Source organism: Campylobacter sp. LMG 17559, assembly GCF_024723605.1.
Taxonomy (GTDB): domain Bacteria; phylum Campylobacterota; class Campylobacteria; order Campylobacterales; family Campylobacteraceae; genus Campylobacter_D.
The window spans coordinates 16,533-40,832 of the sequence record NZ_JANQCZ010000010.1 but is presented as its reverse complement, the minus strand read 5'-3'; the positions used below and the strand labels follow the sequence as shown (position 1 = coordinate 40,832).

Sequence of the window (24,300 nt, the reverse complement as noted above, 5' to 3'; positions counted from 1 at the left end):
AGTGATAAAAATACAAAATCTTAAAAAATATTATGGCAAAGAATTAGTTATAAATGATGTTTCTTTAGAAGTTAAAGAAGGAGAAATTTATGCTCTTGTTGGACACAGCGGGGCAGGAAAATCAACTTTGCTAAGATGTATTAATGGTTTGGAAAATTATCAAAGCGGTAGCGTAGAGGTTTTTGGTAAAGAAATAGCTACCTTAAAAGAAAAAGAGTTAAGAGTATTTAGAAAAGATATAGGGATGATTTTTCAGCATTTTGCACTTATGAGCAGAAAAAATGTATTTGAAAACGTGGCTATGCCTTTAGAAATTCATAATTTTGACAAAAGCACAATTCAAAAAAGAGTTAATGAACTTTTAGATCTTGTGGGACTTTTAGCTAAAAGCAAAGCTTATCCAAATGAGCTAAGTGGTGGGCAAAAACAAAGAGTAGCCATAGCTAGAGCCCTTGCTTTAAATCCTAAAATTTTACTAAGCGATGAGGCTACTTCTGCGCTTGATCCAAATACTACAAACAATATTTTAGAGCTTATTGCCAAAATCAATCAAGAATTTAACATCAGTGTAGTATTAGTAACCCATGAAATGGAAGCAGTAAAACAAATAGCACAAAAGGCTGTATTGCTAGAGCATGGACAAATCATAGGTCAAGGGAAAATTGAAGATTTATTTTTAAAGCCAAGTGAAAAAATGCGTGAATTCCTAGGTGAAAGTGATTTTTTACCACAAAATGGAGTCAATGTGCGCTTATATTTTTGTAAAGAAAAAGCAAATCAAAGCATAATCACTCACATGGCTAGAAGTTTAAATATTGATTTTAATATAGTTTGGGGTAAGATAGAAAAACTAAACAACAATGCTTTAGGAAATTTGGTAATCAATATAGAAGCTAAAGATCAAGAAAGAGTTTTAAATTATTTACAAGAAAATGGCGTTATTTGGGAGCTTGTATAATGAACTTAGAAACAATTTTAAGAAATTTTGAAAATATACTTTATCCAGCATTATTGGAAACTCTTTATATGAGTTTTACAGCCACTTTTTTAGCCTTTTTAATTGCACTTATCCCTGCAATTGTACTTACTGTTACTGATAAAGGCGGCTTATGGGAAAATAAAAGTATTTACAGTGTGCTTGATTTTATTATCAATATTTTAAGATCTTTTCCATTTTTAGTGCTCATTGTAGTTTTAAGTCCTTTTACAAAATATCTCATTGGTATTAGTATAGGTACAACTGCTACAATAGTGCCACTTACCATAGGAATTGCACCTTATTTAGCTAAAATGATTGAAAGTGCTTTTAAAGAAATTGATCCTGCTATCATTGAAGCAGCAAGATCTTATGGAGCTAGCAAAGCACAAATCATCTTTAAAGTTATGTTTAGCGAGGCTTTGCCAAGTATTATTAATGGTATTACTTTAATTTTAATTATTGTTATTGGATTTTCCGCTATGGCAGGAACTGTTGGTGGTGGTGGCTTGGGTGATGTGGCTATTCGCTATGGATATGAACGTTTTAGAACTGATATTATGATTCAAACTGTTGTGATTTTAATTGTCTTAGTGCAAATCATACAATTTATAGGAAATATTCTTTATAAAATCACCAAAAGATAAACAATGAAACATAAACTTGGTATTTTGCTAGCAGCAACTAAAAATTCAAGCTTTACCATAGGAACTCTACTCATTAACATCATGGATGTTATGGGTGAGAAGGTAGATGTATTTTATATTTTACATGATGGCTTTAGCTTGAATGATCAAAATATCATGCAAAAAATTGTTAAAAACAAAACAATTAAATTTATTCCTTTTACCCAAGAAGATTTTTTAGCCACTCTTAGTAAAAATCAAAACGATATTGATAATTTATTTTTCTTAAAAAGATGGACGCATATGGCTTTTGCAAGATTTGAAGCTTTTAAGTTTTTAGATGAATGCGAAAGTATTATTTATCTTGATTTTGATGTTTTACTTTTAAAAAGTATAGATGAACTTAGTAAATTAAGAGCTAGAAAATATCATTTTGGTGCAAGATTAGGTAAAACTTTGCTTCTTGAAAGCCTGCCTGCAAAAAAAGAGCATCATCAAAAACGTACGTATTTAACTGGAATTTTAGTCTTTACCGATCTTATACCTAATCCTTTGCAGTGTTATCAATTTATATATAAACATTTAAACGAAAACATTCAAAATTTAAACGATCAAGGATTGTTTACACTACTGGTGCTAGAACACAAATTTAAAATAAAAGATTTAAAAGATACTTATAATGGAAATATTGATTATAGAACCAATTTATCACAAAAAGCTTCTATAACACATGCTGAAGGTAGTAATAATCGTTTTTGGAATAATGTTTTATGCAATCAAACATGGCCTAAATGGCAAGAGTATTATGAAAAATGGTTAAAACTTGGTGGAAGTAGATATTTAGATGGAATAAAAGCTATTAACACTCAAGCAAAAGCAAGAATAAGATATCATTTATCATACAAACTAGGTTATGCTTTTATAGAATGTACTAAAAATAAGAAAAAAATTCCTTTTTTACCTTTTACTCTACTAAAGATTTACTATAAACACACAAAACTTGCCAAGCAATATCAAAAAGATTTAAAAACAAAACCTTATCTTAAACTTCCACCTTTATCAAGCTATGATGATTATAAAAGCGAAGGTATTAAAAATCAAAATACTTATTCTTATAAAATCGGACAAGCTCTCATTAAGGCTCAAAAAAATTGGCACAAAGGTGGTTATATAAAATTTATAAAAGAACTTAAACATTTTGCCAAAGAATATAAAAACAAACAAAAATAAAACTTTTCTTATCTTATTAATATTTTTATAATATAATCAAGCATTTTAAACTATAAAAAGGAGTTAAAATGAAATTGTTAAAATTGCTCGCTGCAAGCACAATTTTAGGTGCAAGTTTATTTGCTAATGAAGTTATCACTGTAGGTGCAACACCTGTTCCTCATGCTGAAATTTTAGAACAAACTAAAGATTTGCTAAAAAAAGAAGGTTACACATTGGAAATTAAAGAATTTAATGACTATGTTTTGCCAAATCTTAGTACAGATAGTAAAGAACTTGATGCAAATTTTTTCCAACATCAGCCTTATTTAGATGAGTTTAATGCTAATAAAGGTACAAAATTAATTAGCGTTGCAAAAATTCACATCGAACCAATGGCAGTTTATTCTAAAAAATATAAAAACATCCAAGATCTTCCACAAAATGCTACCATAGCTGTACCAAATGATCCGACAAATGAAAGTAGAGCTTTGGATATTATCGCTAGCACCAAGCTCGTTAGTTTTGAAAATGCTGCATTAAAAACTCCACTTGATATTAAAGATAATCCAAAAAATATCAAATTTAAAGAGTTAAAAGCAGCACAACTTCCAAGAGCTTTAGATGATGTTGATTTTGCAGTGATTAATTCAAACTATGCCTTATCAGCAAACTTAAATCCTGTGAAAGATTCTATTTTAATAGAAAGCAAAGAAAGTCCTTACGCAAATATCTTAGTAACCACTCAAGATAATAAAGACAATCCTAAAATCAAGGCTTTAGTAAAGGCTTTGCAAAGTCAAAAAGTAAAAGACTTTATCAATGAAAAATACCAAGGTGCGGTAGTCCCTGCATTTTAAAACAAACCTTGAGTTTTAAAACTCAAGGTTATTTATTTTTAATAAGCTCTGTGGTAATTTTAGCTATTTCTAATTCTTCTTCTGTTGGAACAATTAAAATTTTAATTCTAGAGTCTTTTTTACTAATCTCACCATTTCTAAGCTGTGCATTTTTATCTAAATCTATATCAAATCCTAAATGCGCTAGTCTTTGACAAACTTTTGCTCTAACAATATCATCATTTTCACCTATACCAGCTGTAAAAATCAATGCATCAACTCTAGGCAAAATCGCAAAATAAGAACCGATATATTTACTCAAACGATAACAAAACATATCAAGAGCAAGTCTTGCTTTTTCGTTATTTTGTTCAATTTGAGCTTCAATATCTCTAAAGTCATTAAACCCACAAATTCCATAAACCCCACTTTTTTTATTCATTATAGTGTCTAAATCAGATGGGTTTAAATTTAATTCTTTTGCTAAAAATGGTAATACAGCAGGATCAATATCTCCACATCTGGTTCCCATGATCAAACCTTCTAGCGGTGTAAAGCCCATAGAAGTATCTACACATTTTCCATTTTCTATAGCACAAACACTCGCACCATTTCCAAGATGAGCGCTAATTGCATTAAATTCATTAATATTTTTACCAAATATATGTGCAGCTTGCTTGCTTACATAAGAATGTGATGTACCGTGAAAGCCGTATTTTCTAACTTGGTGTTTTTCATAAAACTCATAAGGTAAAGCATACATATAAGCATAATCAGGCATACTTTGATGAAAAGCTGTGTCAAAAACTGTCACATTAGGAACTTTTGGAGCGGCTTTTATCATAGTTTTAATACCTATTAAATGCGCAGGGTTATGTAAAGGTGCTATGTGAGCAACTCTATCAATTTCTTTTAAAATTTCATCATCTACCAAACAATGCTTGGTTAAATTTGGGCCTCCATGAACTATTCTATGTCCACATCCATCAAGTTCATTTAAATCATGCAAAATTCCACTTTGAGCAAATAATTCATTTACTAATTCAATACCTTGTTCATGATCTTTAATCGCTAATTCTTTTTTGTATTTTTGACCACTTTTTAGATCTTTTAACTCTATTTTAGAGCTTTGCTCGCCTATTTTTTCCACCAAACCAGATGCTAAAGCCTCATCTTTTTCAAAAAGCTTAAATTTAATTGAAGATGAACCTGAATTTAAAACTAATATTTTCATTTTTCTCCTTATTCTTGTGCTTGAATAGCACTTAAAATCACAGTATTAACAATATCTTCTACCAAACATCCTCTACTTAAATCATTAATCGGCTTTTTAAGACCTTGTAAAATCGGACCAATCGCTAAAGAATTTGCCGTTCTTTGAACTGCTTTATAGCAAATATTTGCCGCATTTAAATCAGGAAACACATATACATTTGCTCTTCCTGCTACTTTAGAATTTGGCATTTTACTTTTTGCTGTTAGCATATCATATGCTGCATCAAATTGTATAGGACCTTCTAGCTCAAGTTGAGGATGTTTTTCTTTAGCTATTTTAGTAGCTTCTTTAATTGCATCCACGCTAGCCCCGCTTCCACTATCTCCACTAGAATACGAAAGCAAAGCCACTTTAGGTTCAAGCCCAAAAGCTTTAGCGCTATTTGCGCTCACATAAGCAATTTCAGCAAGTTGCTCAGGAGTTGGATTTGGCATAACAGCACAATCAGCAAAAACCAAAACCTTATCTTCTAAAGACATAAAAAACATACCAGAAACCAAACTTACATCAGGTTTTGTTTTGATAATTTGCAAGGCAGGACGAATAGTTTCAGCAGTAGTTGTACTCGCACCACTTACCATAGCATGCGCTTTTTGAGTATGTACAAGCAAGGTCGCAAAATATGTTTTATCTTGCACTAGCTTTTTAGCTTCTTCTTTACTCATACCTTTACTTTTTCTAGCTTCATACAAAAGCTCTTCAAATTCTTCATTATATTGAGAATTTTTAGGATTTATAATACGTACACCATCGATGTTAATATTTAAACTATTAGCTTTAGCACAAATTTCATTGCTATCGCCTAGCAAAATCAAATCAACAATCTCATTTTGCATTAAAAACTCACTAGCTTTTAATACTCTTTCATCAAAACTTTCAGGCAAAACCACTACTTTTTTATCTGCTTTTGCTTTTTCAAAAAGCTCATAAGAAAATCTTGCCTGAGTTTTATAGGTATATTCTTGTAATAAATCTTGAGTAAAATCTTCATTTTCTTTTAACAAAACAAAGTCGCTAAGCTTTTGACTTAGTAAAAAATTTAACATAGTATGATTTTCATCTTGACTTTTTGCATATAGTGGAGCATTTAGCTCTTTAGCTAAGGCTATATTTAAACTCAAATCTCCCATCAAGCCAAAATCATCTACTCCAACCACTATAACAAAATCATTTTTATTTTTTATTTTTTCAAAATCTTCAATAATTTTTTTAAAAAAATCATTTGAATTTTGAGTAAATTTGCTTTGATAATTATTTTTTTCAAAACTACTAAAAAAATCTAGCTTAAAATTGGTTTTTGAACATATTAAAGCAATTTTTTCTTTATTTTTTTCACAAAAAACAGGAAAATAAAAAGCTATTTTACCTTGAACTTTTTCTAAAGACTGTGTTAAAAATTTCTCATCAACACAATTTAATAAAAACATGGATTTCATTTTTTCCTCTTTTTTAACAAAATAATTGTTTTTTTGTAATATAATAATTTTAAAATTCATCACAATAATATAAGGTTATAAAGCTATGAAATTTAAAAATGTTAATTTTTACTTGTTACCTTTTGTAATGTTTGGTTGTAGTGCCACAGTCGATCCACATATTAACATGAAACCTCCAACTTATGTAGAAGAACTAGCTCCTAAACAAAATCATAACACCCAAAGCAATCCTGGATCGCTATTTGGCAAAGGAGATAATCCTTTATTTTCTGATAAAAAAGCAATGAATGTAAATGATTTAGTTACTGTAGTCATTAGAGAAAATGCTACACAAAACTCGCAAGGCTCTAAAGCTACAAGTAAAAACAATAATGTTAATTTAGGCGGAGGACAAGTAACCACTGGTGCTGGACTTAGCAAAGCTAGAGATTTTATCAATGATTATACAAATATAGGTTATACTACAGCAAGCACTTCACAATATCAAGGCACAGGAAGCCAAACTAGAAGTGAAAATTTCCAAACCACCATTTCTGCTAGAGTGATTAAAGTTTTATCTAATGGAAATTATTTTATAGAAGGAAGTCGTGAGCTTTTAATTAATGGTGAAAAACAAATCATTCAGCTAAGCGGGGTTATAAGGCCTTACGATATTTCTCAAGATAACATGATAGATAGTAAATACATAGCTGATGCAAAAATTCTTTATAAAACTGAAGGCGATATAGATAAATCAACGCGTAAGCCTTGGGGGACAAAATTCATGGAAACCATTTGGCCTTTTTAAGCTAAATGGTTTTACATAAAACTTGGCGCATCATTAGAAAACAAAATCAAATCTCCATTTTGGGTTAATTTTGATAAAGCTTGCACAAGTTGAGATTTTTCTTTTAATACATAAAAATCTAATGTAATATGTTTTTGCAAAATCGCGCTATTAGCTTCTGAAGTAATAATTACAAAATCGAAACATTCATTGATTATCTTACATAATTTTATATTTTCTTCTTCATTAACTTCAACTATACCAGGAGTTACCAAAATTTTTCTTCCTTGATAGCTTTTGCAAAGCTCATAGCTTTGACTCATACCTTTAAAATTTCCATTAAAACCATCATCTATGATAAATTTAGGCTCTTTAGAAATCACTTGCAAACGATGCTCTACTGCTTTTAAATTTGATACACTTTTTATAATATTTTCTATTTTAATTCCTAAATAATGAGCAAGTAAAATACACGCACTAATATTATAAGCATTAAAAGCACCTAATAAATTCGCATGAAAATCATAAATATTATCATCTAATCTTATTTTAAAATCTAAACCTTCTAAACTTGCCCTAACACCACTTAAACAATCATCATAAAATTCATTTTCATATAAAGTGCTTGAGTGTAAAAAGTATTTTTCCAAACGCTTTGATTTTAAAGCTTGTAACTTAGCACTGCGGATATTATCTTGAGTTTTAAAATACTCCAAATGTGCCAAGCCGATCTCACCTACTATGCAAATTTGAGGATTTAAAAACTCTGTAATTTCTAAAATATCATTTTGCTCTCTTGCGCCAGCTTCTACGATATAAATTTCAGTATTATTTTCTAAATTTTCATTGATATCTTTTACTATGCCCATGAAAGTATTAACACTTCTTGGAGTTTTATAACACTTAAACTCATCTTTTAAAAGTTCGTATAAAAAATTTTTTATACTTGTTTTTCCAAAACTTGCAGTAATTAATATAATTTTTAAATTTGGATTATCACAAATTTTTTTATTTGCCTTTTTTATAAATGCATTTTGGTTTATTTTTTCTACTAAAAAGCTTAATAAAAATGCAGCTACTAAAGCTTCCAAACCTATCCAAAAAAATGGCATAAATACTAAAGTAAAAAGCGACAAGAATAAAAAATAACGCTTAATTCTAGCAGTAAAAACTAGCTTTTTATCTAAATTTTTATATAAGTATCCACCATATAACAAAGACAAAGCAAAAACTATAAAATATAAATAAAAATTTCCACTATACAAAGAAAACACAAAAGCAAAATAAGGAATTATTAAAAAATATAAATGCCACAAAGGCTTAGCAAAATGTAAAATTATGCGTGAGAATTTATAAGAATACCATTGCAAAGCTAAAATCAGATAAAATCCAAATAAAAAATTCAAACTTAAAAAAGCTATCATACTAATCATTTTTTAAAAATTCCTCATGTATTTTTTCATTTATAAAATCAGCATGTTTTAAAAAGAAAAAATGATCCCCATCTAATGCAAAAAAATTTCCTTTTTGTACTAAAGAATGAATAATCGCTCCACTTTTTAAAGGCGTAGCCTTATCTTCATTACCCCAAAAAATCAAAATAGGGTTTTTAAGCTTTTGAAATTCATTTTCTAAATTTTCATTAACAACCTTCTTAAAGGTTTCATACATCACTTCACTCATGCCTTGAGCGTCTTTGCTAATAAAAAATTTCCTCCAAAAATCCCCATAAGGAAGATTTTTTAAAATTTTAAACAAGGCTATTTTAAACCTCACTTTAAAGCTTTTTGGCAAAACCACACCTGCACTAGAGAGTAAAATCAAACCTTGAAAATTAGCATTTTGACACATAATAGTCGCAACTTTTCCTCCAAAAGAATGCCCCATTAAATAATCTGCCTTTTGCTCAATTGTAGTTAAAAAGTCTTCTACAACCTTGGCATAAGCATAAGAATCCATAGGTGCATCTATGCTTGAATTTCCAAAACCAGGTAAATCTAAATAAATTTGTTTAAAATCATTCAAAGACTTTTCAAAAGCTTGTTTCATAAGCTCTTTATTAGCACCCCAACCGTGTAAAATAAGAATTGTTTTTTCGCATTTTGGATTGATGATTTCATAGCTTAAATTATAAAAATATCCATTAGAATATACTCTAGTTTTTGCCATTTCTAGCCTTTTTTATCTTTATAAATTTTTTCTAAAAGCATTACAGCTTCATTTAAACGCTCATATTCTTCAAAGCTCAAAAGCACGGCTTCAAATTTATTATTTTTTACTATCACCACTCTACCGTTTTCGCTTTTTTTTGTTTTTTCAAGCATAGTGCTGAAATTTCTTACTACTTCAGTTGCAGTATAAATTTCATCTTTGCTAAAAGTAGCCATGATTATAATTTACCTTTTTGCCCATTAATGCTGTGAATAAAAGCATAATCAATCTTAATTTGCTTTTCTAGCTCTATATTTTTTGCTAAATTATCAACTGTATTAGTAAAATCTTCAAATAAATAATTTGCCAATGATCCTGGATTTGGATTAATCTCATTTAAATAAACCTCATCATCTATCACAAAAAAATCACAGCGAATCAAAGCTCCTTTAAACAAAGGATTATAAATTCTAGTAAAATTATCCTTTAGTTTTTGTTTTAATTCTTCACTAATATTTGCTTCACTCACTTTAGAACTTTCTGAAAAACCTAAATATTTTTGTTCAAAATCTAAAATTTCATTTTTTCTAGGCTCTTCAATGATAGAAAATTCCATTTTTTCACCTATCATACAACCTGCTAAGTTGTATTCTTTAATATTGCTTACAAATTTTTCAACCACAACATCCTCATCAAATTCAAAAGCAACATCTTTAGCATATTTAAGCTCGCTTTCATCTTTAACTATACTTATACCTATGCTACTACCTAATCTTGCAGGCTTTAAAATACAAGGAAAGTCCAAAGATACATTTTGCTCTTTATGCAAATTTAAAACCTTATAATCAAGTGTTTTTACCCCTACACTTTGTGCATAAAGTTTAGTTAAAACCTTATTAAAAGATAAAACACTAGCTTCTATGCGCGGTCCTATGTATTTTATACCATAAAAATCAAGCAAAGCAGCTATTTTGCCATCCTCACCATCTTTTCCATGTACGATATTTACCGCTACATCAATGTCAAGTTTTTTCTCACCTAACATGGTTTTTATAAAAAACCCACCCTGCTTTAACATCAAGGCTTTTTCTTTTTTATAAGCACCACTACTAAAAGTTTTTGCATTCATTTTTTCTTCATCTATAAGAAAAAATTCCTTATTTTTATCACAAAATATAAATTTTTTTTGCGCTTTGAGTACTTTTTTTAATACCACAGCACTCACAATGCTAATTTCATGCTCATAAGAATTTGCACCAAAAATTACACCATATATCATTATATTTTTCCTTTTATTATGCTAATTTTTTCAAAGCCTCTTTAATAAGCTCACTAGTATTTTTACTCTCACAAGTTCTTAAAACCTTTAAAATATTTTCTTGTTTAAAACCAAGTGAAAGTAAAGCTGCCAAAGCTTGCGCTTGGTCTTGATTGGAATTTTCTATATTGATTTTTGCATCACTTAACTCAGCTATAATTCTTTTTGCACTCTTTGGACCAATACCAGGAACCTTTTTAAATACACTCTCATCACCACTTTGCAAAGCTGCATAAAAAGTATTAGTATCTAAGCTTGAGCAAAGCGCCATAGCAGTAGTTGCTCCTATACCACTAATTTTGATTAATAATTCAAACATTCTTTGCTCATTAATATCTAAAAATCCATATAATTTATGAGAGTCTTCTTTGATAATTTGTGTGATTAAAAACTCAACCTTTTGATCTTTTTCAAAATTACTTGAGCAAAAAAGCGACACATAAACACCATAACTTACCCCACTTGAAGTTTTTAAAACAACAAAAGTAGGTTCTTTTTTACTCACTATTCCTTCAATTGCCACTATCATTTAGCTTATTCCTTGTAATTACTAATAGAGCGAATTTCATAAACACTCATCCCATTTTCAGTATCTATTTTTTCAAGCTCAAAACATTGAATTTTTTCTTCACTATGAGGATGATAGCTTAATTCTTTCCTAGGATTTAATAAAACAAATTTAACCTCGTTTAAATCCATCCATTTTCCACTTTTATTAATAATTTTTGATTTTAAAAGTTCATCTTGAATTTTTTTAAGCTTTTCTATATTTGCTTTTTCTTCTTCTTTTAAGGTTTCTATTTTATTAGCTAAAATATTTAAATTTTCAATCTTTTGATTAAAATCTTTAATAGTAATCTTATAAGCTTGTGGTATAGCTCTTTTTGCACTCATTAATTCTTTTGCCTTTTGCTGTAAAATTCTCACAGAATCTTTACTCACATGGATAGTATGCTTGATTTCTTCAATTTCTTTGACTAAATTTTCTTGTTCTTTTTTTAACTCTTCAATATGCAAAAGTATCTCTTCTCCACTTTTTTCTTTATCAAAAGCTTTGAGATCTTGAATTACAAGTTTATTGCCACTTCCTTGAACTTTTTCAACATGAATCAAGCTTTTAGCAATACACAAACAATTACCACCAAGCTCTTGTATGTAAATTTCATCCGCAATAATCTCTCCGCCCACAGCCTTTTTAATATTTACTTTTTTAGCCTTGATAGAACCATTTTCTAAAGTTTCAGCAAAAACCTCCTCGGCCTCACAATATCCTCTTAAGATATTAACCTCAACCTTTTGCCCTATAATAGTGCTTTTATGATGCATATTACCTTTAAGAATTACCTTTTTACCTCTTAAAACAGAATCTTGAGCCATATTACCAGTAACTTCTAACTCCTGAGCCTCAACAGTAATCCTAGGGCCTATTGCATCTTCTAAACTATTTGTATTTTTAATCACAATGATAACTTGTTTATCAAAACCCGCCCAAATAGAACCCGTACTTTTAAAATCAACCTTGTTAAACTCTAAATAATTTTCTATCTCATAAATAGATTTTTTTTGGATAATAAAGCCATCTTTTTTGGCAATATATTTTATACTTTCATCATCTTCTTTAACTTCAAAATTATCCGAACAAATAACTTTTTCTTTGTTTGTTTTTGGTGGGAGAGCTTTTAAAATTTTAAATCTTAAATCTTTACCGTCACTGCCCTCTTTTGGTTTAATCCTCTCAATAGCCACCTCATCTTTTCCTATAGGTGCTACATAATTTCTATTCATCACATCATTGTGTTTTTTTAAATTTTCTAGATAATGATATTGAATTTCTTCATTTGTAGGCTCTTGTGGATTAACTCCCTTACATACTTCAAATTCAACTTCAAAATCAAATTTTTGCTTTTCTTTAACTTTAGTATTAAAATCAATAATTTGCTTTTTAAAATCAAAAATTCTAAATCCAAGCAAATATTTTTCTTTTATCATCGCTTTATAAATAGCCTCTAAAAGCTCTAGTGCTAATTTATCATGAAAAGTAATAGCTTCACTAGCTCTAACACTAGCTTTTAATAAAGTGCAAAGTTCATTAACATGTAAACTAATCTCAAAAGCTGGAGAGCGTGCAAATTTTTTAAAATAAATTTCTATTTTATACTCTTGCTCTATATTTAAATCATGAATTAAAAATTTTTCATCTTCTTCAAAAATTTTTAATTCTTTTTCATTAACTTTTATCCATTCTTGATTATCATAAGTATAAGAAGTACTAAAACTTAACAATCTAAAATCAAGTTCATCAACTTCGCATTTATTTTCAGAAGCAAATATCAAAAGCTCTTTATAAGGGTCTTTAGTATATAAAATTTTCTTCTCTTCCATAGCTTAAGCTTCCTTATTGTGTATAAAATTTTGATTTTAGCAAAAATAAAATCAAAATTTAGTTAAAATTATTGCTATTAAAAAATTTTATAATACTCAAACTAATGTTTAAAGAATGAAAATTAATGAGAAAAAATATTATTTTTAAAAATTTCATCATCAATGCCTTAGGAATTTTATTTTCTAGGATTATGGGCGTTTTAAGAGATATTGTTTTAGCTTTATATTTAGGGGCTGGAATTTATAGTGATATTTTCTTTGTAGCTTTAAAAATGCCTGCTTTTTTTAGAAGAATTTTCGCTGAAGGAGCCTTTGGACAAGCCTTTTTACCAAGTTTTTTAAAAGCGAGTAAAAAAGGTGCTTTTTGTATAAATGTCTTATTGCAATTTAGTATTATTGTTTTTTTAACCTGTGTTTTAGTGAGTTTTTTTGCTGAATTTTTTACAAAAATTTTTGCCTTTGGTTTTAATAAAGAAACGATTATTCTAGCCGCACCTTTAGTTTCTATTAATTTTTGGTATTTATTTTTTATCTTTTTAGTAACTTTTTTAGGCTCTTTGTTAAATTATAAACAAAATTTTTTCATCACTTCTTTTTCTACTTCATTTTTTAATCTTTTTGTTGTGATTGCAGGATTTTTTGTCACTCAAGATAAACCTTTAGAAGCTTTGTATTATTTTTCGTATGCGACTGTTTTAAGTGGTCTAGCTCAACTTATATGGCATATTTTTGCTTTAAAAAACACTAGAATTTTAAAAAGTATGTATTTAAGTATAAAACTTAAAAAAACAAAGACTAATTTAGATAAGTTCCACTCTACATTTACTCATGGACTTTTAGGCTCTTCGGCAAATCAAATTAGTTCTTTATTAGATACCACTATAGCTAGTTTTTTAATGGCTGGAAGTATTTCGTATTTGTATTATTCTAACAGAGTTTTTCAGCTTCCTTTAGCTCTTTTTGCAATCGCTCTAAGTCAAGTAAGTTTTCCCAAAATACTAAGACATTTAAAAGCAAATGAAGAACAAAAAGCCTTGGCTTTTATGCAAAAAGCTTTTGAGTATTTAAGCGTGCTTTTGATTTTAGCTAGTATAGTTGGGATTATTTTAGCTAAAGAAATTGTGGAGTTTTTGTTTCAAAGAGGAAATTTTAATCAAGAAGATACAAAAATCACTGCATTTTTATTACAAGCTTATCTTTTGGGGCTTTTGCCTTTTGGCTTGCAAAAACTTTTTTCTTTATGGCTTTATGCTAAATTTAAACAAAAAATAGCCGCTATAATAGCCTTTAAAACACTTTTTATATCAGCATTTTTTAGCATAGTGATTATTTTACTTATTAAAGAAGAAGCTTATAAGAGCTTAGGTATTGCACTAGCTTCATCTATTAGTGCTTTTTATTTATTATATGCTAATATAAAAGAATTTGGCTTTAAAAATCTTTGGGGTATTTTTAGGGTTAAATTTTGGCTTATCAGCATAGTATTTTTAAGCTTATTTGCTTTAGGCTTATTTGAAATTAAAGATATTTTAATACAATTTTTAATTGGAATTTATCATTTTTTTAAAGGTTTGTTTTAATGATTTTTTTTGATAGTGTTTTAAAGAAAAAATGCGAATTTATCCCACATGAGGCAAAAAAAGCAAATATTTATTTATGCGGGCCTACTGTATATGATGATGCGCATTTAGGACATGCAAGAAGTAGTGTGTGTTTTGATTTTTTAAGAAGAGTTTTGATAGCAAATGATTATGAAGTAGTTTTTGCTAGAAATTACACTGATATTGATGATAAAATCTTAAAAAAAATGCAAGAAAGTGGTAAAAGCTTAGAAGAAATTACAAATTTTTATATTAAAAGATATGAAGAAGATATGCAAGCGCTTAATATCTTAGAACCTGATTTTAAACCAAAGGCTACAACTTATATTGAGCAAATGATTACTTATATAGAAAAGCTTTTAGAATTAAACTTAGCTTATAAACTTGAAGATGGGATTTATTTTGATACCAGCAAAGATGATAAATACTTTTATATCTCTAAAAGAAATTTAGAAGACAATCAATCACGCCTTGAAGAAAGCGTGGCTAAAAAAAACGATAGCGATTTTGTTTTATGGAAATTTGATGAAAAATTTTATCCTGCAAGTTTTGGCAAAGGAAGACCAGGTTGGCACACAGAATGCGTTGTAATGATAGAAAGTATTTTTAAAGATAAACTTGATATTCATGCAGGGGGTATAGATTTGCTTTTTCCTCATCATGAAAACGAAGCTTGTCAGTGTCGTTGTAAAAACAATCATGAATTAGCTAATTTTTGGTTGCATAATGGCTTTGTACAAATTAATAGTGAAAAAATGAGTAAAAGCTTGGGAAATAGCTTTTTTCTAAAAGATTCTTTAAAACTTTTTAGTGGAGAGGTTTTGAGATTTTATCTTTTAAGTGTGCATTATAGAGCGCATTTTAACTATGCTTTAGAAGACTTACAAGCTGCTAAAAAAAGGCTTGATAAATTTTATCGCTTAAAAAAACGCTTAAACATAAATGCTTTTATAGATGAAAAAACTACCATAGAAAGTGAAGTAGCTAAAAATATCTTAGAAGTTTTAAATGATGATCTAAATGCCTCTAAAGCCTTAGCTTTACTTGATGAGTTTATCAATGAAAGTAATATTTACTTAGATCAAAACCCAAAAGATAAAACTTATAAAATACAATTAGAAAAAACCTTAAAAGAACTTTCTTTTATTTTTGGTATAGGTTTTATAGATACTATAAAATATTTTCAATTTGGCATTAGTGAAGAAAAATGTCAAGAAATAGAAGAAAAAATCACTCTGCGCAACAAGGCAAAGCAAGAAAAAAACTATGCCTTAGCAGATCAAATTCGCGATGATTTAGCCAAAGAGAATATTCTTTTAATGGATACACCAAATGGTGTGGTATGGGAGAAAAATGGATAAAAATTACAAAGAAATGAAGCTTAAAGAAGTTTTTACTCGCTTTAAGCCTTATTATAAAGATTATTGGTTTTATTTTGTTTTAGCTATTATAGGTATGCTTTTAACCAGTGGTGGCACAGCAGCTAGTGCATACATCATAGAGCCTATTTTAAATAAAATTTTTATAGAAAAAAATGCTCAATTGCTTTATTATATGCCTTTGCTTGTTATTTTAATTTATGCTTTAAAAAATCTTGGTGCTTATATGCAAGTTTATTATATATCTTATGTTGGAACAGATATTTTAAGAAGATTAAGAGAATTAGTCCTTGGCAATCTTTTGCGCTTAGATATGAGTTTTTTTCATAAATACAGAAGTGGGGAATTAATCAGTAGGTGTACTTCTGATATTGGAGCTTTGCAAAATATAGTTTCTACTATAATACCTGAAATTTTAAGAGAAAGTTTAACTGCCATTGGGCTTTTAAGTGTGGTGATTTATCAAAGTCCAAAACTTGCTTTTTTTGCTTTAGTAATTTTACCTTTAGCAATTTACCCTCTTGCTATTTTTGCTAAAAAAATCAAAAAAATAGGACGCAATACCCAAGAAAAAAATTCTGATCTTACTTCAAGATTAAGCGAAATCTTTTCTAATATAGAACTTATTAAAGCTTCTAATGCAAGTAAAAATGAAATGCAAAAATTCAGCCAAACCAATAGTGAAGTTTGCAAGCTTTCCTTAAAAGGCATTAGAATCGAAGCTTTGAGTAGCCCTTTAATGGAATCTATGGGTTCAATTGGCTTTGCAATAGTAATTATAATAGGTGGTAAAGAAGTAATTGATGGAAGTTTAAGCATAGGATCTTTTTTTAGCTTTACTACAGCTTTATTTATGGCTTATACTCCTATTAAAAGACTTTCTTCACTTTATACAAGATTACAAAATGCAGTAGCAGCAAGTGAGAGAACTTTCTATCTAACTGATTTAGAACCGCAAATTAAAGGTGGCGATGAAAAACTTACAGAAAATATCCAAAATATCCATTTTAAAAATGTCTCTTTAAGCTATCAAAAAGATAAAATGGTATTAAAAGATGTAAATTTTTCTTTTAACAAAGGAGAAATTCTAGCCTTAGTTGGATCAAGTGGCGGAGGAAAGTCTTCTATTATCAATCTTTTAATGTATTTTTTTGAAAAAGATAGTGGTGAAATTTTAATCAATCAAAAAGATATTAGTTCTTTTGATATTGTTAGCTTAAGAGAGAATATCTCTTTAGTAACTCAAAATATTTATATATTTAATGACACTATAGCTCAAAATATTGCTTATGCTAAAGAATACGATGAAGCACGTGTGATAGAAGTTTTAAAACAAGCTAATGCTTATGATTTTGTTCAAGAGCTTGGCGGTATACATACTGAATTAAAAGAACATGGGAAAAATCTCTCCGGCGGACAAAAACAACGTATTGCTATAGCAAGGGCTTTATATAAAAATCCTCAAATTTTAATTTTTGATGAAGCAACTTCAGCACTTGATAATGAAAGTGAAAAAGCCATAGTAAAAACTATAGAAAGCTTAAAAAAAGATCGCTTAATACTCATCATCGCTCATAGACTTAGCACTATAGAAAATGCTGATAAAATTGCTGTACTTGATAAAGGAAAAATAGCTTCTATAGGAAATGATGCTTATTTAATGCAACATTGTGAAATTTATCAAAAATTAAAACAAAAAGTACAAAAAACTGACAAAGATAAAGAAAATGAAAACTAAGAATTATCATTTTTTTAGTACAATATGCTATTTTGTAAAAAAGGAAAAATATGACCTATGAAAGCTTAAAACCTTTAATATATAAATTAGATCCAGAAAATGCTCATGCTTTGGCTGAATTTAGCATGCGAACACTAGATTGTATATTTCCTGGAGGGTTTAGTTTTTTTGCAAAAGATTGTGTGATAAATGATGAAATTTTAAATCAAGAAATTTTTAATTTAAATTTTTATAACCCTGTGGGCTTAGCAGGTGGCTTTGATAAAAATGCCACGATGATAAGACCGCTAAGTGCTTTAGGTTTTGGCTTTTTAGAATATGGAACTTTCACCCCAAAACCTCAAAATGGTAATGAAAAACCTAGACTTTTTAGACTTGTTGAGCAAGAAAGTATTCAAAATGCTATGGGTTTTAATAATAAAGGTAAAGACGCCATTGCAAAAGAAGTAAAAAAAGTCTATCCTTTTAGCATACCTTTAGTAGCAAATATAGGTAAAAACAAAATCACCCCGAATGAAGAAGCTATTAATGATTATATTATTTTATTAAAAGAATTTAAAGATTTATGTGATTTATTTGTGGTTAATATATCCTCTCCAAATACCAAAAATTTAAGAGATTTACAAAGTGAGGAATTTGTAAGTACTTTATTTAACCAAGCAAAAGAAATCACAAATAAACCTGTGATTTTAAAAATTGCTCCAGATATGAATATAGACAGCGCAATTTCACTTTGTAAAAGCGCTATTAGTGCAAAAGCTGATGGTATTATCATGGCAAATACTAGTATAGATTATTCTTTGATTGACAATGCAAGAACTTTTGGTGGAATTAGTGGTAGATTAATCACCCAAAAAAGTGCGACATTTTTTAAAGAAGTAGCTAAAGAAATTTATCAAGATACTATTTTAATAGCAAGTGGCGGTATAGATAGTGCTGAACTTGCTTATGAGCGCATTAAAAATGGGGCTAGTTTGGTTCAAATTTATACAGCTATGATTTTTAAAGGACCAAGCATTGTTAAAAATATCAATCAAGGTTTAATTGAACTTTTAAAACAAGATGGTTTTAATCATATTAGTCAAGCTATAGGAGTTAATTTTAAATGATTAATTATAAAAAAATCACCCTTGAAAATGAACTTGAAATTTATACTTTACCTGTAAATAAAAAAAGCGGGGTTATAAGTGTAGATATTTTTTATAAAGTTGGCTCAAGAAATGAAAAAATGGGGAAAAGTGGCATAGCCCATATGCTTGAACATTTAAATTTTAAAAGTACAAAAAATTTAAAAGCAGGTGAATTTGATGAAATAGTCAAAGGTTTTGGCGGAGTGGATAATGCAAGCACGGGTTTTGACTATACGCATTATTTTATAAAATGCTCTAGTGAAAATTTAGATAAGTCTTTATGGCTTTTTGCTGAATTAATGCGTAATTTAAATTTAAAAGATGATGAGTTTCAGCCTGAAAGAAATGTAGTTTTAGAAGAAAGGCGTTGGAGGACTGATAATAATCCTTTGGGATATTTGTATTTTAGATTATACAATCATGCCTTTTTACACCATCCATATCACTGGACCCCGATAGGCTTTTTTAAAGATATACAAAATTGGAAAATAGAAGATATACAAGATTTTCATCAAACTTTTTATCAACCTAAAAATGCTATTTTGCTTGTGAGTGGTGATATTAATGAAGATGAAGTATTTACTTTAGCTAAAAAGTATTTTCAAGATATAAAAAATACCAAAGAAATCCCTATAGTTCATGAAAAAGAACCTGAGCAAGATGGTGCTAAACGTGTGATCTTGCATAAAGAAAGCGATACACAATTACTAGCACTTGCGTATAAAATTCCTGCATTTAATCATGAGGATATGCCAAAACTTTGTGCATTAAGCGAACTTTTGGGAAATGGAAAAAGTTCTTTAATAAGCGAAATTTTAATTGATAAATTAGAACTTATCAATGAATTTTATGCTTATGCAAGCGAAAATATAGATGAGAATTTATTTATATTTATTTGTGTTTGCAATGAAGGTATAAAAGCAGAAGATGTTGAAAAAGAGCTTTTAAAAATTCTTGAAGATGTAAAAAATGCTAAATTTGATGATACTATCATGGAAAAAATTAAAAATACTGTAAAAAGTGATTTTATTTTTTCACTAAGCAATGCAAGTAGCGTTGCAAATATTTATGGCTCTTATCTTGCTAAAGGCGATTTAAAACCTTTACTTGATTATGAAAAAAATATAGAAAATCTAAGCAAAGATGACTTAATTCATTGTGCTAGAAAATATTTCAATGAAAACAAATCTACTACAATAATCTTAAAAAGGGGTGAAAATGGACAATAAAATCATCATAGGAGCAATGACAGCTTTAATAACTCCATTTAAAAATGGAAAATTAGATGAACAAACTTACCACAAACTCATCAAAAGACAAATAGCAAATGGGATTGATGCAGTAGTGCCTGTTGGAACAACTGGAGAAAGTGCCACCTTAACCCATGAAGAACATAGAATTTGTATAGAAATAGCATTAGATGCTTGCAAGGGAAGTTCTTGTAAGGTTTTAGCAGGAGCAGGAAGCAATGCTACCCATGAGGCTGTAAGTTTGGCTAAATTTGCACAAGAGCATGGAGCTGATGGAATTTTAAGCGTTACTCCATATTATAACAAACCCACACAAGAAGGTTTGTATTTACACTACAAAGAAATAGCAAAAAGCATAGATATACCCGTACTTTTATATAACGTGCCAGGAAGAACAGGTTGTGAGCTTCAAACAGAAACCATTATAAGATTGTTTAGAGATTGTGAAAATATTTATGGAGTAAAAGAAGCTAGTGGAAGTATTGATAAATGCGTTGATTTACTAGCACATGAGCCTAGAATGATGCTTTTAAGTGGTGAAGATGCAATTAATTATCCTATACTTTCAAATGGCGGTAAAGGTGTGATTTCAGTTACTTCAAATTTACTTCCTGATATGATTTCAAAATTAACTCATCTAGCTTTAGAAGAAAAATATATTGAAGCTAAAAAAATTAATGATGAGTTGTATAATATCAATAAAATTTTATTTTGCGAAAGCAATCCTATACCTATTAAAGCAGCAATGTATATAGCAGGTTTAACTCCTACTTTAGAATATCGTTTGCCACTTTGTAAACCTAGTGATTGCAATTTAGCAAAAATAGAAGCGATTATGAAAAACTATAATATCAAAGGATTTTAATGGATACTTTTTTTCAAAATAAAACTTTAGTAATTAGCGGTGGAACAAGAGGGATCGGTAAAGCTATTGTATATGAGTTTGCAAAAGCAGGAGCTAATGTAGCTTTTACTTATAATTCTAATGCAGATTTAGCTCAAGAAATTGTAAAAGATTTAGAAAATAATTATAAAATCAAAGCAAAAGCTTATGAGTTTAACATACTTGAACCAGAAACTTACAAAGACTTATTTGAAAAAATCGATCAAGATTTTAACAGAATAGATTTTTTCATCTCTAATGCTATTATCTCAGGTCGTGCCGTTGTAGGTGGATATACTAAATTTATGAAATTAAAACCTCGTGGAATAAATAATATTTTCACAGCAACTGTAAATGCTTTTGTTGTTGGAGCACAAGAAGCAGCAAAAAGAATGGAAAAAATTGGTGGAGGTAGCATATTATCTATTTCTTCAACAGGAAATTTAGTACATATTGAAAACTATGCAGGACACGGTACAGCAAAAGCAGCAGTTGAGGCTATGGCAAGATATGCTGCAACCGAACTTGGTTCTAAAAACATCCGTGTAAACGTAGTAAGTGGCGGGCCAATTGACACTGATGCGCTTAAAGCATTTACAAATTATGAAGAAGTTAAAAATGCAACTATTAATCTTAGTCCGCTAAACCGTATTGGACAACCTCAAGATTTAGCAGGAGCATGTTTATTTTTATGTTCTGATAAAGCAAATTGGATCACAGGACATACCTTAATCGTAGATGGTGGTACCACTTTTAAATGATTCATTACCCCATTTTGGGGTATTTTCTTCAAACATAAGGATTAATAAATAATGAATTTACCCAATATCTTAGCATTTATAAGGATATTATTAGCTCCACTTTTGTTTTTTTTGCTTATTAATGATTTTGAAAATATTCATCCTAGTTGGGTAAATTATTTTACTTGTGTTGTTTTTGGTATAGCCGCCTTGACTGATTTTTTTGATGGTTATATTGCAAGAACTTGGAATCAAACTACAAAACTTGGAGCTATTATAGATCCACTAGCAGATAAAATGCTTGTTTTGGCTGCTTTTTTAGGATTATTACTCACCCAAAAAGCCGATCCTTGGATGATTTATATTATTCTAGTAAGAGAATTTTTTATAACCGGTTTTAGAGTGGTGATGGTGAGTGAAAAATTTGATGTAAGTGCTTCTTTTGCAGGAAAAATAAAAACAACCTTTCAAATGATAGCTATTATATTTTTAATCATGCAATGGCCTTTTGCTAATACATTGTTGTTTATTGCCTTAGTACTTACACTTTATTCAGCTTTTGAATACATACTAGCTTATACAAAACATTTAAAAAAGGTATAATTTGAAATCATATTTATTTTTATTTATTATCTTAGCCATTGGCTTTAAATTTTATTCTTTTAGCTTTTTAATAACGCTTTTGGTTATATCTTTTTTAATTTTTTTTCACGAGTTAGGACATTTTTTAGCCGCAAAACATATGAAAGTAGATGTAGAAATTTTTAGTATAGGCTTTGGAAGAGCTGTTTTTAAAAAAACTTACAAAAACATAGAATATCGCTTATCTGCTCTACCTTTTGGTGGTTATGTTAAACTCAAAGGACAAGATGATTTAAATCCTAGCGAAAAAAATTACGAACCAAATAGCTATAATACTCTAAGTCCTCTAGCTAGAATTTACATACTTTTCGCAGGACCATTTTTTAATTTCTTTTTAGCATTTTTACTTTATATAGCCATAGGTTTTTTAGGAGTTCAAAAACTTGCACCTGTTATTGGCAATATAGCGCCAAACTCAGCTGCGCAAAAAGCAAATTTACAAATTGGAGATAAAATCCTAGCTATAGATGGAGTTAAAATTCAAAGCTTTGAAGAAATCGGTAAACTTGTGCATATAAAACCAACCTTACTTAGTATAGAACGCGATGGTAAACTCATCAACATCACCCTAACCCCGCAAATTGATCAAGGTTATAATGAGTTTTATCAAAAAGTTCAAAAACCACTAATTGGCATAGCACCTAAGGGTGAGTTTGTTACTATTTATCATCCAGGAATTAATAGTTTAAAATATGCTTATGAAGAAAGCATAGAAGCTTCTTTGCTTATTTTTAAAGGCCTTGCTAAAATCATCAGCGGGGAGTTAGACGCTAAAAACATGGGTGGAATCATCACTATGGTAGATATAACCTCCAAAGCAGCAAATACTAGCATAGTGGTTTTATTTTTAATCACTGCTTTAATTTCTATCAACCTTGGAGTATTAAATTTACTTCCTATCCCAGCGCTAGATGGAGGACATATACTTTTTAACCTTTATGAGCTAATATTTAAAAAAGAAGTACCAAAAGTATGTTTTGAATATCTTAGTTATTTTGGCATGGCTTTGCTTTTAAGTTTAATGGTATTTGTAACTTATAATGATATTACTCGTTTTATGAGTAATTAATAAGTCCTAGTAGCAAAATCATAGCGATTAAATTCACCTATATTGTTTTTACGGTAAAAACTATTATAAAATTGCTTACTTAAACTTTGCTCATAATTTAGTCTAAATCTTACCCACATTGCTGTTTGATCTTTGGCGCTAGTTTTTTCATCTTGATAATTAAGTGATAAATCTAAAATAGAAATTGGAGAATAAGTAATGTTATATTGATTTTGTAATTCTTTTATATTAGAATTTACATTTAAAACATTCAAATAAGGCAAATCAAACATCAAACCAAGCTCTGTGCTATCTTCACTATCATTTTCCTTTATATTATAGTGATTAGCATATGCTTTAAAATAATGACTAAATTGAAATTCAGCACCAAAACTATTTTTTTCATAAGCTTCTTTATACTGATCATTAAAATAATTAAAACCTAAATTAAACTCATCAAATTCATAACGATTAATAAGTCCTAAAGAATAAGCTTGTTCTAATTGCCCTATTCTTGCTTGTTTTTCTAAAAGCAAAGTAGCATTTTCATAATCTAGTATTGAATTAATATTTTTTATATTTACATTTAAAGCATCATAGTCTAAATTAGCCTCTGTCTTATCTTTAGAGCTTAAATTTAAAACTTGACCTAAAGAATTACTAGCAAAAGAACTAAGATCTGTACTTTGAGTTTGGTACTCTTGTGGTTTTTGAAAAAATACTTGCTTAGAAACAGTGTTTGACTTTTGATATTTGCTAATATTAGCCTCACCCTCACCTAAGCTTTCTTCTAAATTTAAAGCAAATGCATTTATGCATATACAGCTTAAAAAAATGTATTTTTTCACTCAACCTCTAATGTATTATTTTATAAAGATACAAAATTTCACATTTATTATGAAATATTGCT

Annotated in this window: 22 protein-coding genes and 1 pseudogene; 14 read left to right on the top strand and 9 right to left on the bottom strand. The window is 29.0% G+C overall.

All coding sequences use genetic code 11. The features are described from left to right. Window position 1: 1 nt before the first annotated feature. From CAMP5082_RS06210 to CAMP5082_RS06195, 4 genes and pseudogenes are all read left to right on the top strand, one after another. Window positions 2–958, top strand: coding sequence for a methionine ABC transporter ATP-binding protein (locus tag CAMP5082_RS06210; protein ID WP_263702915.1), 957 nt, complete (start codon window positions 2–4; stop codon window positions 956–958). Next, window positions 955–1,617, top strand: a pseudogene (locus CAMP5082_RS06205) (methionine ABC transporter permease); the annotation flags it as partial. The gene CAMP5082_RS06210 and the pseudogene CAMP5082_RS06205, both read left to right, overlap by 4 nt. 9 nt (window positions 1,618–1,626) lie before the next feature. Continuing rightward, a complete protein-coding gene (locus CAMP5082_RS06200) occupies window positions 1,627–2,832 on the top strand; it encodes a glycosyltransferase (RefSeq protein ID WP_263679004.1) in 1,206 nt (401 codons plus the stop codon). 68 nt (window positions 2,833–2,900) lie between these two features. Further along, on the top strand, window positions 2,901–3,671 hold the full coding sequence (locus CAMP5082_RS06195) for a MetQ/NlpA family ABC transporter substrate-binding protein (protein WP_220516277.1): 771 nt from the start codon (window positions 2,901–2,903) through the stop codon (window positions 3,669–3,671). Between the two features lie 28 nt (window positions 3,672–3,699). On the opposite strand, the gene CAMP5082_RS06190 is transcribed toward CAMP5082_RS06195, so the two are convergent. Together CAMP5082_RS06190 and pta are read right to left on the bottom strand one after the other, a co-directional pair. After that, window positions 3,700–4,884 carry an acetate kinase gene (locus CAMP5082_RS06190; protein ID WP_337206219.1) on the bottom strand — a complete coding sequence of 395 codons (1,185 nt, stop codon included), beginning with the start codon at window positions 4,882–4,884 and terminating at the stop codon, window positions 3,700–3,702. A gap of 8 nt (window positions 4,885–4,892) precedes the next feature. After that, the gene (gene pta / locus CAMP5082_RS06185; protein ID WP_337206218.1) at window positions 4,893–6,362 is read right to left on the bottom strand and encodes a phosphate acetyltransferase; all 1,470 of its coding nucleotides are present in this window, start codon (window positions 6,360–6,362) and stop codon (window positions 4,893–4,895) included. An 85-nt stretch (window positions 6,363–6,447) separates the two neighbouring features. Between pta and flgH the strand changes: the two genes are divergently transcribed. Next, on the top strand, window positions 6,448–7,149 hold the full coding sequence (gene flgH, locus CAMP5082_RS06180; protein WP_263664106.1) for a flagellar basal body L-ring protein FlgH: 702 nt from the start codon (window positions 6,448–6,450) through the stop codon (window positions 7,147–7,149). 11 nt (window positions 7,150–7,160) lie between these two features. Here flgH and CAMP5082_RS06175 read toward each other — a convergent pair whose 3' ends face one another. The 6 genes from CAMP5082_RS06175 to CAMP5082_RS06150 are packed head-to-tail and all read right to left on the bottom strand — an operon-like array spanning window position 7,161 to window position 12,979. Beyond that, the gene (locus CAMP5082_RS06175; protein ID WP_337206217.1) at window positions 7,161–8,561 is read right to left on the bottom strand and encodes a UDP-N-acetylmuramoyl-tripeptide--D-alanyl-D-alanine ligase; all 1,401 of its coding nucleotides are present in this window, start codon (window positions 8,559–8,561) and stop codon (window positions 7,161–7,163) included. Further along, window positions 8,554–9,297 (bottom strand): alpha/beta fold hydrolase, encoded by a 744-nt coding sequence (locus CAMP5082_RS06170; protein ID WP_337206216.1) that lies wholly within the window; start codon window positions 9,295–9,297, stop codon window positions 8,554–8,556. Before CAMP5082_RS06170 ends, CAMP5082_RS06175 begins: the two co-directional genes overlap by 8 nt. 2 nt (window positions 9,298–9,299) lie before the next feature. Beyond that, a complete protein-coding gene (locus tag CAMP5082_RS06165) occupies window positions 9,300–9,515 on the bottom strand; it encodes a type II toxin-antitoxin system Phd/YefM family antitoxin (RefSeq protein WP_012661347.1) in 216 nt (71 codons plus the stop codon). 2 nt (window positions 9,516–9,517) lie between these two features. After that, window positions 9,518–10,558, bottom strand: a complete 1,041-nt coding sequence (locus tag CAMP5082_RS06160; RefSeq protein WP_337206215.1) for a D-alanine--D-alanine ligase — start codon at window positions 10,556–10,558, stop codon at window positions 9,518–9,520. Window positions 10,559–10,574: 16 nt separating this feature from the next. Beyond that, window positions 10,575–11,126, bottom strand: a complete 552-nt coding sequence (gene ruvA, locus CAMP5082_RS06155) for a Holliday junction branch migration protein RuvA (protein WP_263678993.1) — start codon at window positions 11,124–11,126, stop codon at window positions 10,575–10,577. A gap of 5 nt (window positions 11,127–11,131) precedes the next feature. Beyond that, complete coding sequence (locus CAMP5082_RS06150; protein WP_337206214.1) at window positions 11,132–12,979, bottom strand: flagellar assembly protein A; 1,848 nt, start codon at window positions 12,977–12,979, stop codon at window positions 11,132–11,134. Between the two features lie 125 nt (window positions 12,980–13,104). Between CAMP5082_RS06150 and murJ the strand changes: the two genes are divergently transcribed. From murJ to rseP, 9 genes are read left to right on the top strand one after another with little or no spacing between them, the layout of a single operon-like run. Further along, window positions 13,105–14,559: a murein biosynthesis integral membrane protein MurJ gene (gene murJ / locus CAMP5082_RS06145; protein WP_337206213.1), complete on the top strand. Its 1,455-nt coding sequence runs from the start codon at window positions 13,105–13,107 to the stop codon at window positions 14,557–14,559. Continuing rightward, on the top strand, window positions 14,559–15,941 hold the full coding sequence (gene cysS, locus CAMP5082_RS06140; protein ID WP_337206212.1) for a cysteine--tRNA ligase: 1,383 nt from the start codon (window positions 14,559–14,561) through the stop codon (window positions 15,939–15,941). The genes murJ and cysS overlap by 1 nt, the downstream gene beginning before the upstream one ends. Further along, window positions 15,934–17,697 carry an ABC transporter ATP-binding protein gene (locus tag CAMP5082_RS06135; RefSeq protein ID WP_337206211.1) on the top strand — a complete coding sequence of 588 codons (1,764 nt, stop codon included), beginning with the start codon at window positions 15,934–15,936 and terminating at the stop codon, window positions 17,695–17,697. Before cysS ends, CAMP5082_RS06135 begins: the two co-directional genes overlap by 8 nt. Before the next feature lie 50 nt (window positions 17,698–17,747). Beyond that, complete coding sequence (locus tag CAMP5082_RS06130) at window positions 17,748–18,806, top strand: quinone-dependent dihydroorotate dehydrogenase (protein ID WP_337206210.1); 1,059 nt, start codon at window positions 17,748–17,750, stop codon at window positions 18,804–18,806. Next, window positions 18,803–20,056 carry a M16 family metallopeptidase gene (locus CAMP5082_RS06125; RefSeq protein WP_337206209.1) on the top strand — a complete coding sequence of 418 codons (1,254 nt, stop codon included), beginning with the start codon at window positions 18,803–18,805 and terminating at the stop codon, window positions 20,054–20,056. The genes CAMP5082_RS06130 and CAMP5082_RS06125 overlap by 4 nt, the downstream gene beginning before the upstream one ends. Further along, complete coding sequence (dapA, locus tag CAMP5082_RS06120) at window positions 20,046–20,942, top strand: 4-hydroxy-tetrahydrodipicolinate synthase (RefSeq protein WP_039666865.1); 897 nt, start codon at window positions 20,046–20,048, stop codon at window positions 20,940–20,942. The genes CAMP5082_RS06125 and dapA overlap by 11 nt, the downstream gene beginning before the upstream one ends. After that, on the top strand, window positions 20,942–21,721 hold the full coding sequence (locus CAMP5082_RS06115) for an enoyl-ACP reductase (protein ID WP_337206208.1): 780 nt from the start codon (window positions 20,942–20,944) through the stop codon (window positions 21,719–21,721). Before dapA ends, CAMP5082_RS06115 begins: the two co-directional genes overlap by 1 nt. Before the next feature lie 51 nt (window positions 21,722–21,772). Further along, window positions 21,773–22,303 carry a CDP-diacylglycerol--glycerol-3-phosphate 3-phosphatidyltransferase gene (gene pgsA, locus CAMP5082_RS06110; RefSeq protein WP_337206207.1) on the top strand — a complete coding sequence of 177 codons (531 nt, stop codon included), beginning with the start codon at window positions 21,773–21,775 and terminating at the stop codon, window positions 22,301–22,303. A gap of 1 nt (window position 22,304) precedes the next feature. Further along, window positions 22,305–23,411, top strand: coding sequence for an RIP metalloprotease RseP (rseP, locus tag CAMP5082_RS06105; protein ID WP_337206206.1), 1,107 nt, complete (start codon window positions 22,305–22,307; stop codon window positions 23,409–23,411). On the opposite strand, the gene CAMP5082_RS06100 is transcribed toward rseP, so the two are convergent. Then, window positions 23,408–24,238: a hypothetical protein gene (locus CAMP5082_RS06100; RefSeq protein ID WP_263725284.1), complete on the bottom strand. Its 831-nt coding sequence runs from the start codon at window positions 24,236–24,238 to the stop codon at window positions 23,408–23,410. The genes rseP and CAMP5082_RS06100 overlap by 4 nt on opposite strands. Window positions 24,239–24,300: the final 62 nt, after the last annotated feature.

Excerpts from the sequence above, each read along its gene's own strand:
- flgH (WP_263664106.1), top strand. The coding sequence starts at position 6,448 with ATGAAATTTAAAAATGTTAATTTTTACTTGTTACCTTTTGTAATGTTT.
- CAMP5082_RS06135 (WP_337206211.1), top strand. The coding sequence starts at position 15,934 with ATGGATAAAAATTACAAAGAAATGAAGCTTAAAGAAGTTTTTACTCGC.
- CAMP5082_RS06150 (WP_337206214.1), bottom strand. The coding sequence starts at position 12,979 with ATGGAAGAGAAGAAAATTTTATATACTAAAGACCCTTATAAAGAGCTT.
- pgsA (WP_337206207.1), top strand. The coding sequence starts at position 21,773 with ATGAATTTACCCAATATCTTAGCATTTATAAGGATATTATTAGCTCCA.
- CAMP5082_RS06175 (WP_337206217.1), bottom strand. The coding sequence starts at position 8,561 with ATGATTAGTATGATAGCTTTTTTAAGTTTGAATTTTTTATTTGGATTT.
- cysS (WP_337206212.1), top strand. The coding sequence starts at position 14,559 with ATGATTTTTTTTGATAGTGTTTTAAAGAAAAAATGCGAATTTATCCCA.
- CAMP5082_RS06190 (WP_337206219.1), bottom strand. The coding sequence starts at position 4,884 with ATGAAAATATTAGTTTTAAATTCAGGTTCATCTTCAATTAAATTTAAG.
- ruvA (WP_263678993.1), bottom strand. The coding sequence starts at position 11,126 with ATGATAGTGGCAATTGAAGGAATAGTGAGTAAAAAAGAACCTACTTTT.
- CAMP5082_RS06160 (WP_337206215.1), bottom strand. The coding sequence starts at position 10,558 with ATGATATATGGTGTAATTTTTGGTGCAAATTCTTATGAGCATGAAATT.
- CAMP5082_RS06200 (WP_263679004.1), top strand. The coding sequence starts at position 1,627 with ATGAAACATAAACTTGGTATTTTGCTAGCAGCAACTAAAAATTCAAGC.
- CAMP5082_RS06130 (WP_337206210.1), top strand. The coding sequence starts at position 17,748 with ATGACCTATGAAAGCTTAAAACCTTTAATATATAAATTAGATCCAGAA.
- CAMP5082_RS06170 (WP_337206216.1), bottom strand. The coding sequence starts at position 9,297 with ATGGCAAAAACTAGAGTATATTCTAATGGATATTTTTATAATTTAAGC.
- CAMP5082_RS06165 (WP_012661347.1), bottom strand. The coding sequence starts at position 9,515 with ATGGCTACTTTTAGCAAAGATGAAATTTATACTGCAACTGAAGTAGTA.
- dapA (WP_039666865.1), top strand. The coding sequence starts at position 20,046 with ATGGACAATAAAATCATCATAGGAGCAATGACAGCTTTAATAACTCCA.
- murJ (WP_337206213.1), top strand. The coding sequence starts at position 13,105 with ATGAGAAAAAATATTATTTTTAAAAATTTCATCATCAATGCCTTAGGA.
- CAMP5082_RS06125 (WP_337206209.1), top strand. The coding sequence starts at position 18,803 with ATGATTAATTATAAAAAAATCACCCTTGAAAATGAACTTGAAATTTAT.
- CAMP5082_RS06195 (WP_220516277.1), top strand. The coding sequence starts at position 2,901 with ATGAAATTGTTAAAATTGCTCGCTGCAAGCACAATTTTAGGTGCAAGT.
- CAMP5082_RS06115 (WP_337206208.1), top strand. The coding sequence starts at position 20,942 with ATGGATACTTTTTTTCAAAATAAAACTTTAGTAATTAGCGGTGGAACA.
- pta (WP_337206218.1), bottom strand. The coding sequence starts at position 6,362 with ATGAAATCCATGTTTTTATTAAATTGTGTTGATGAGAAATTTTTAACA.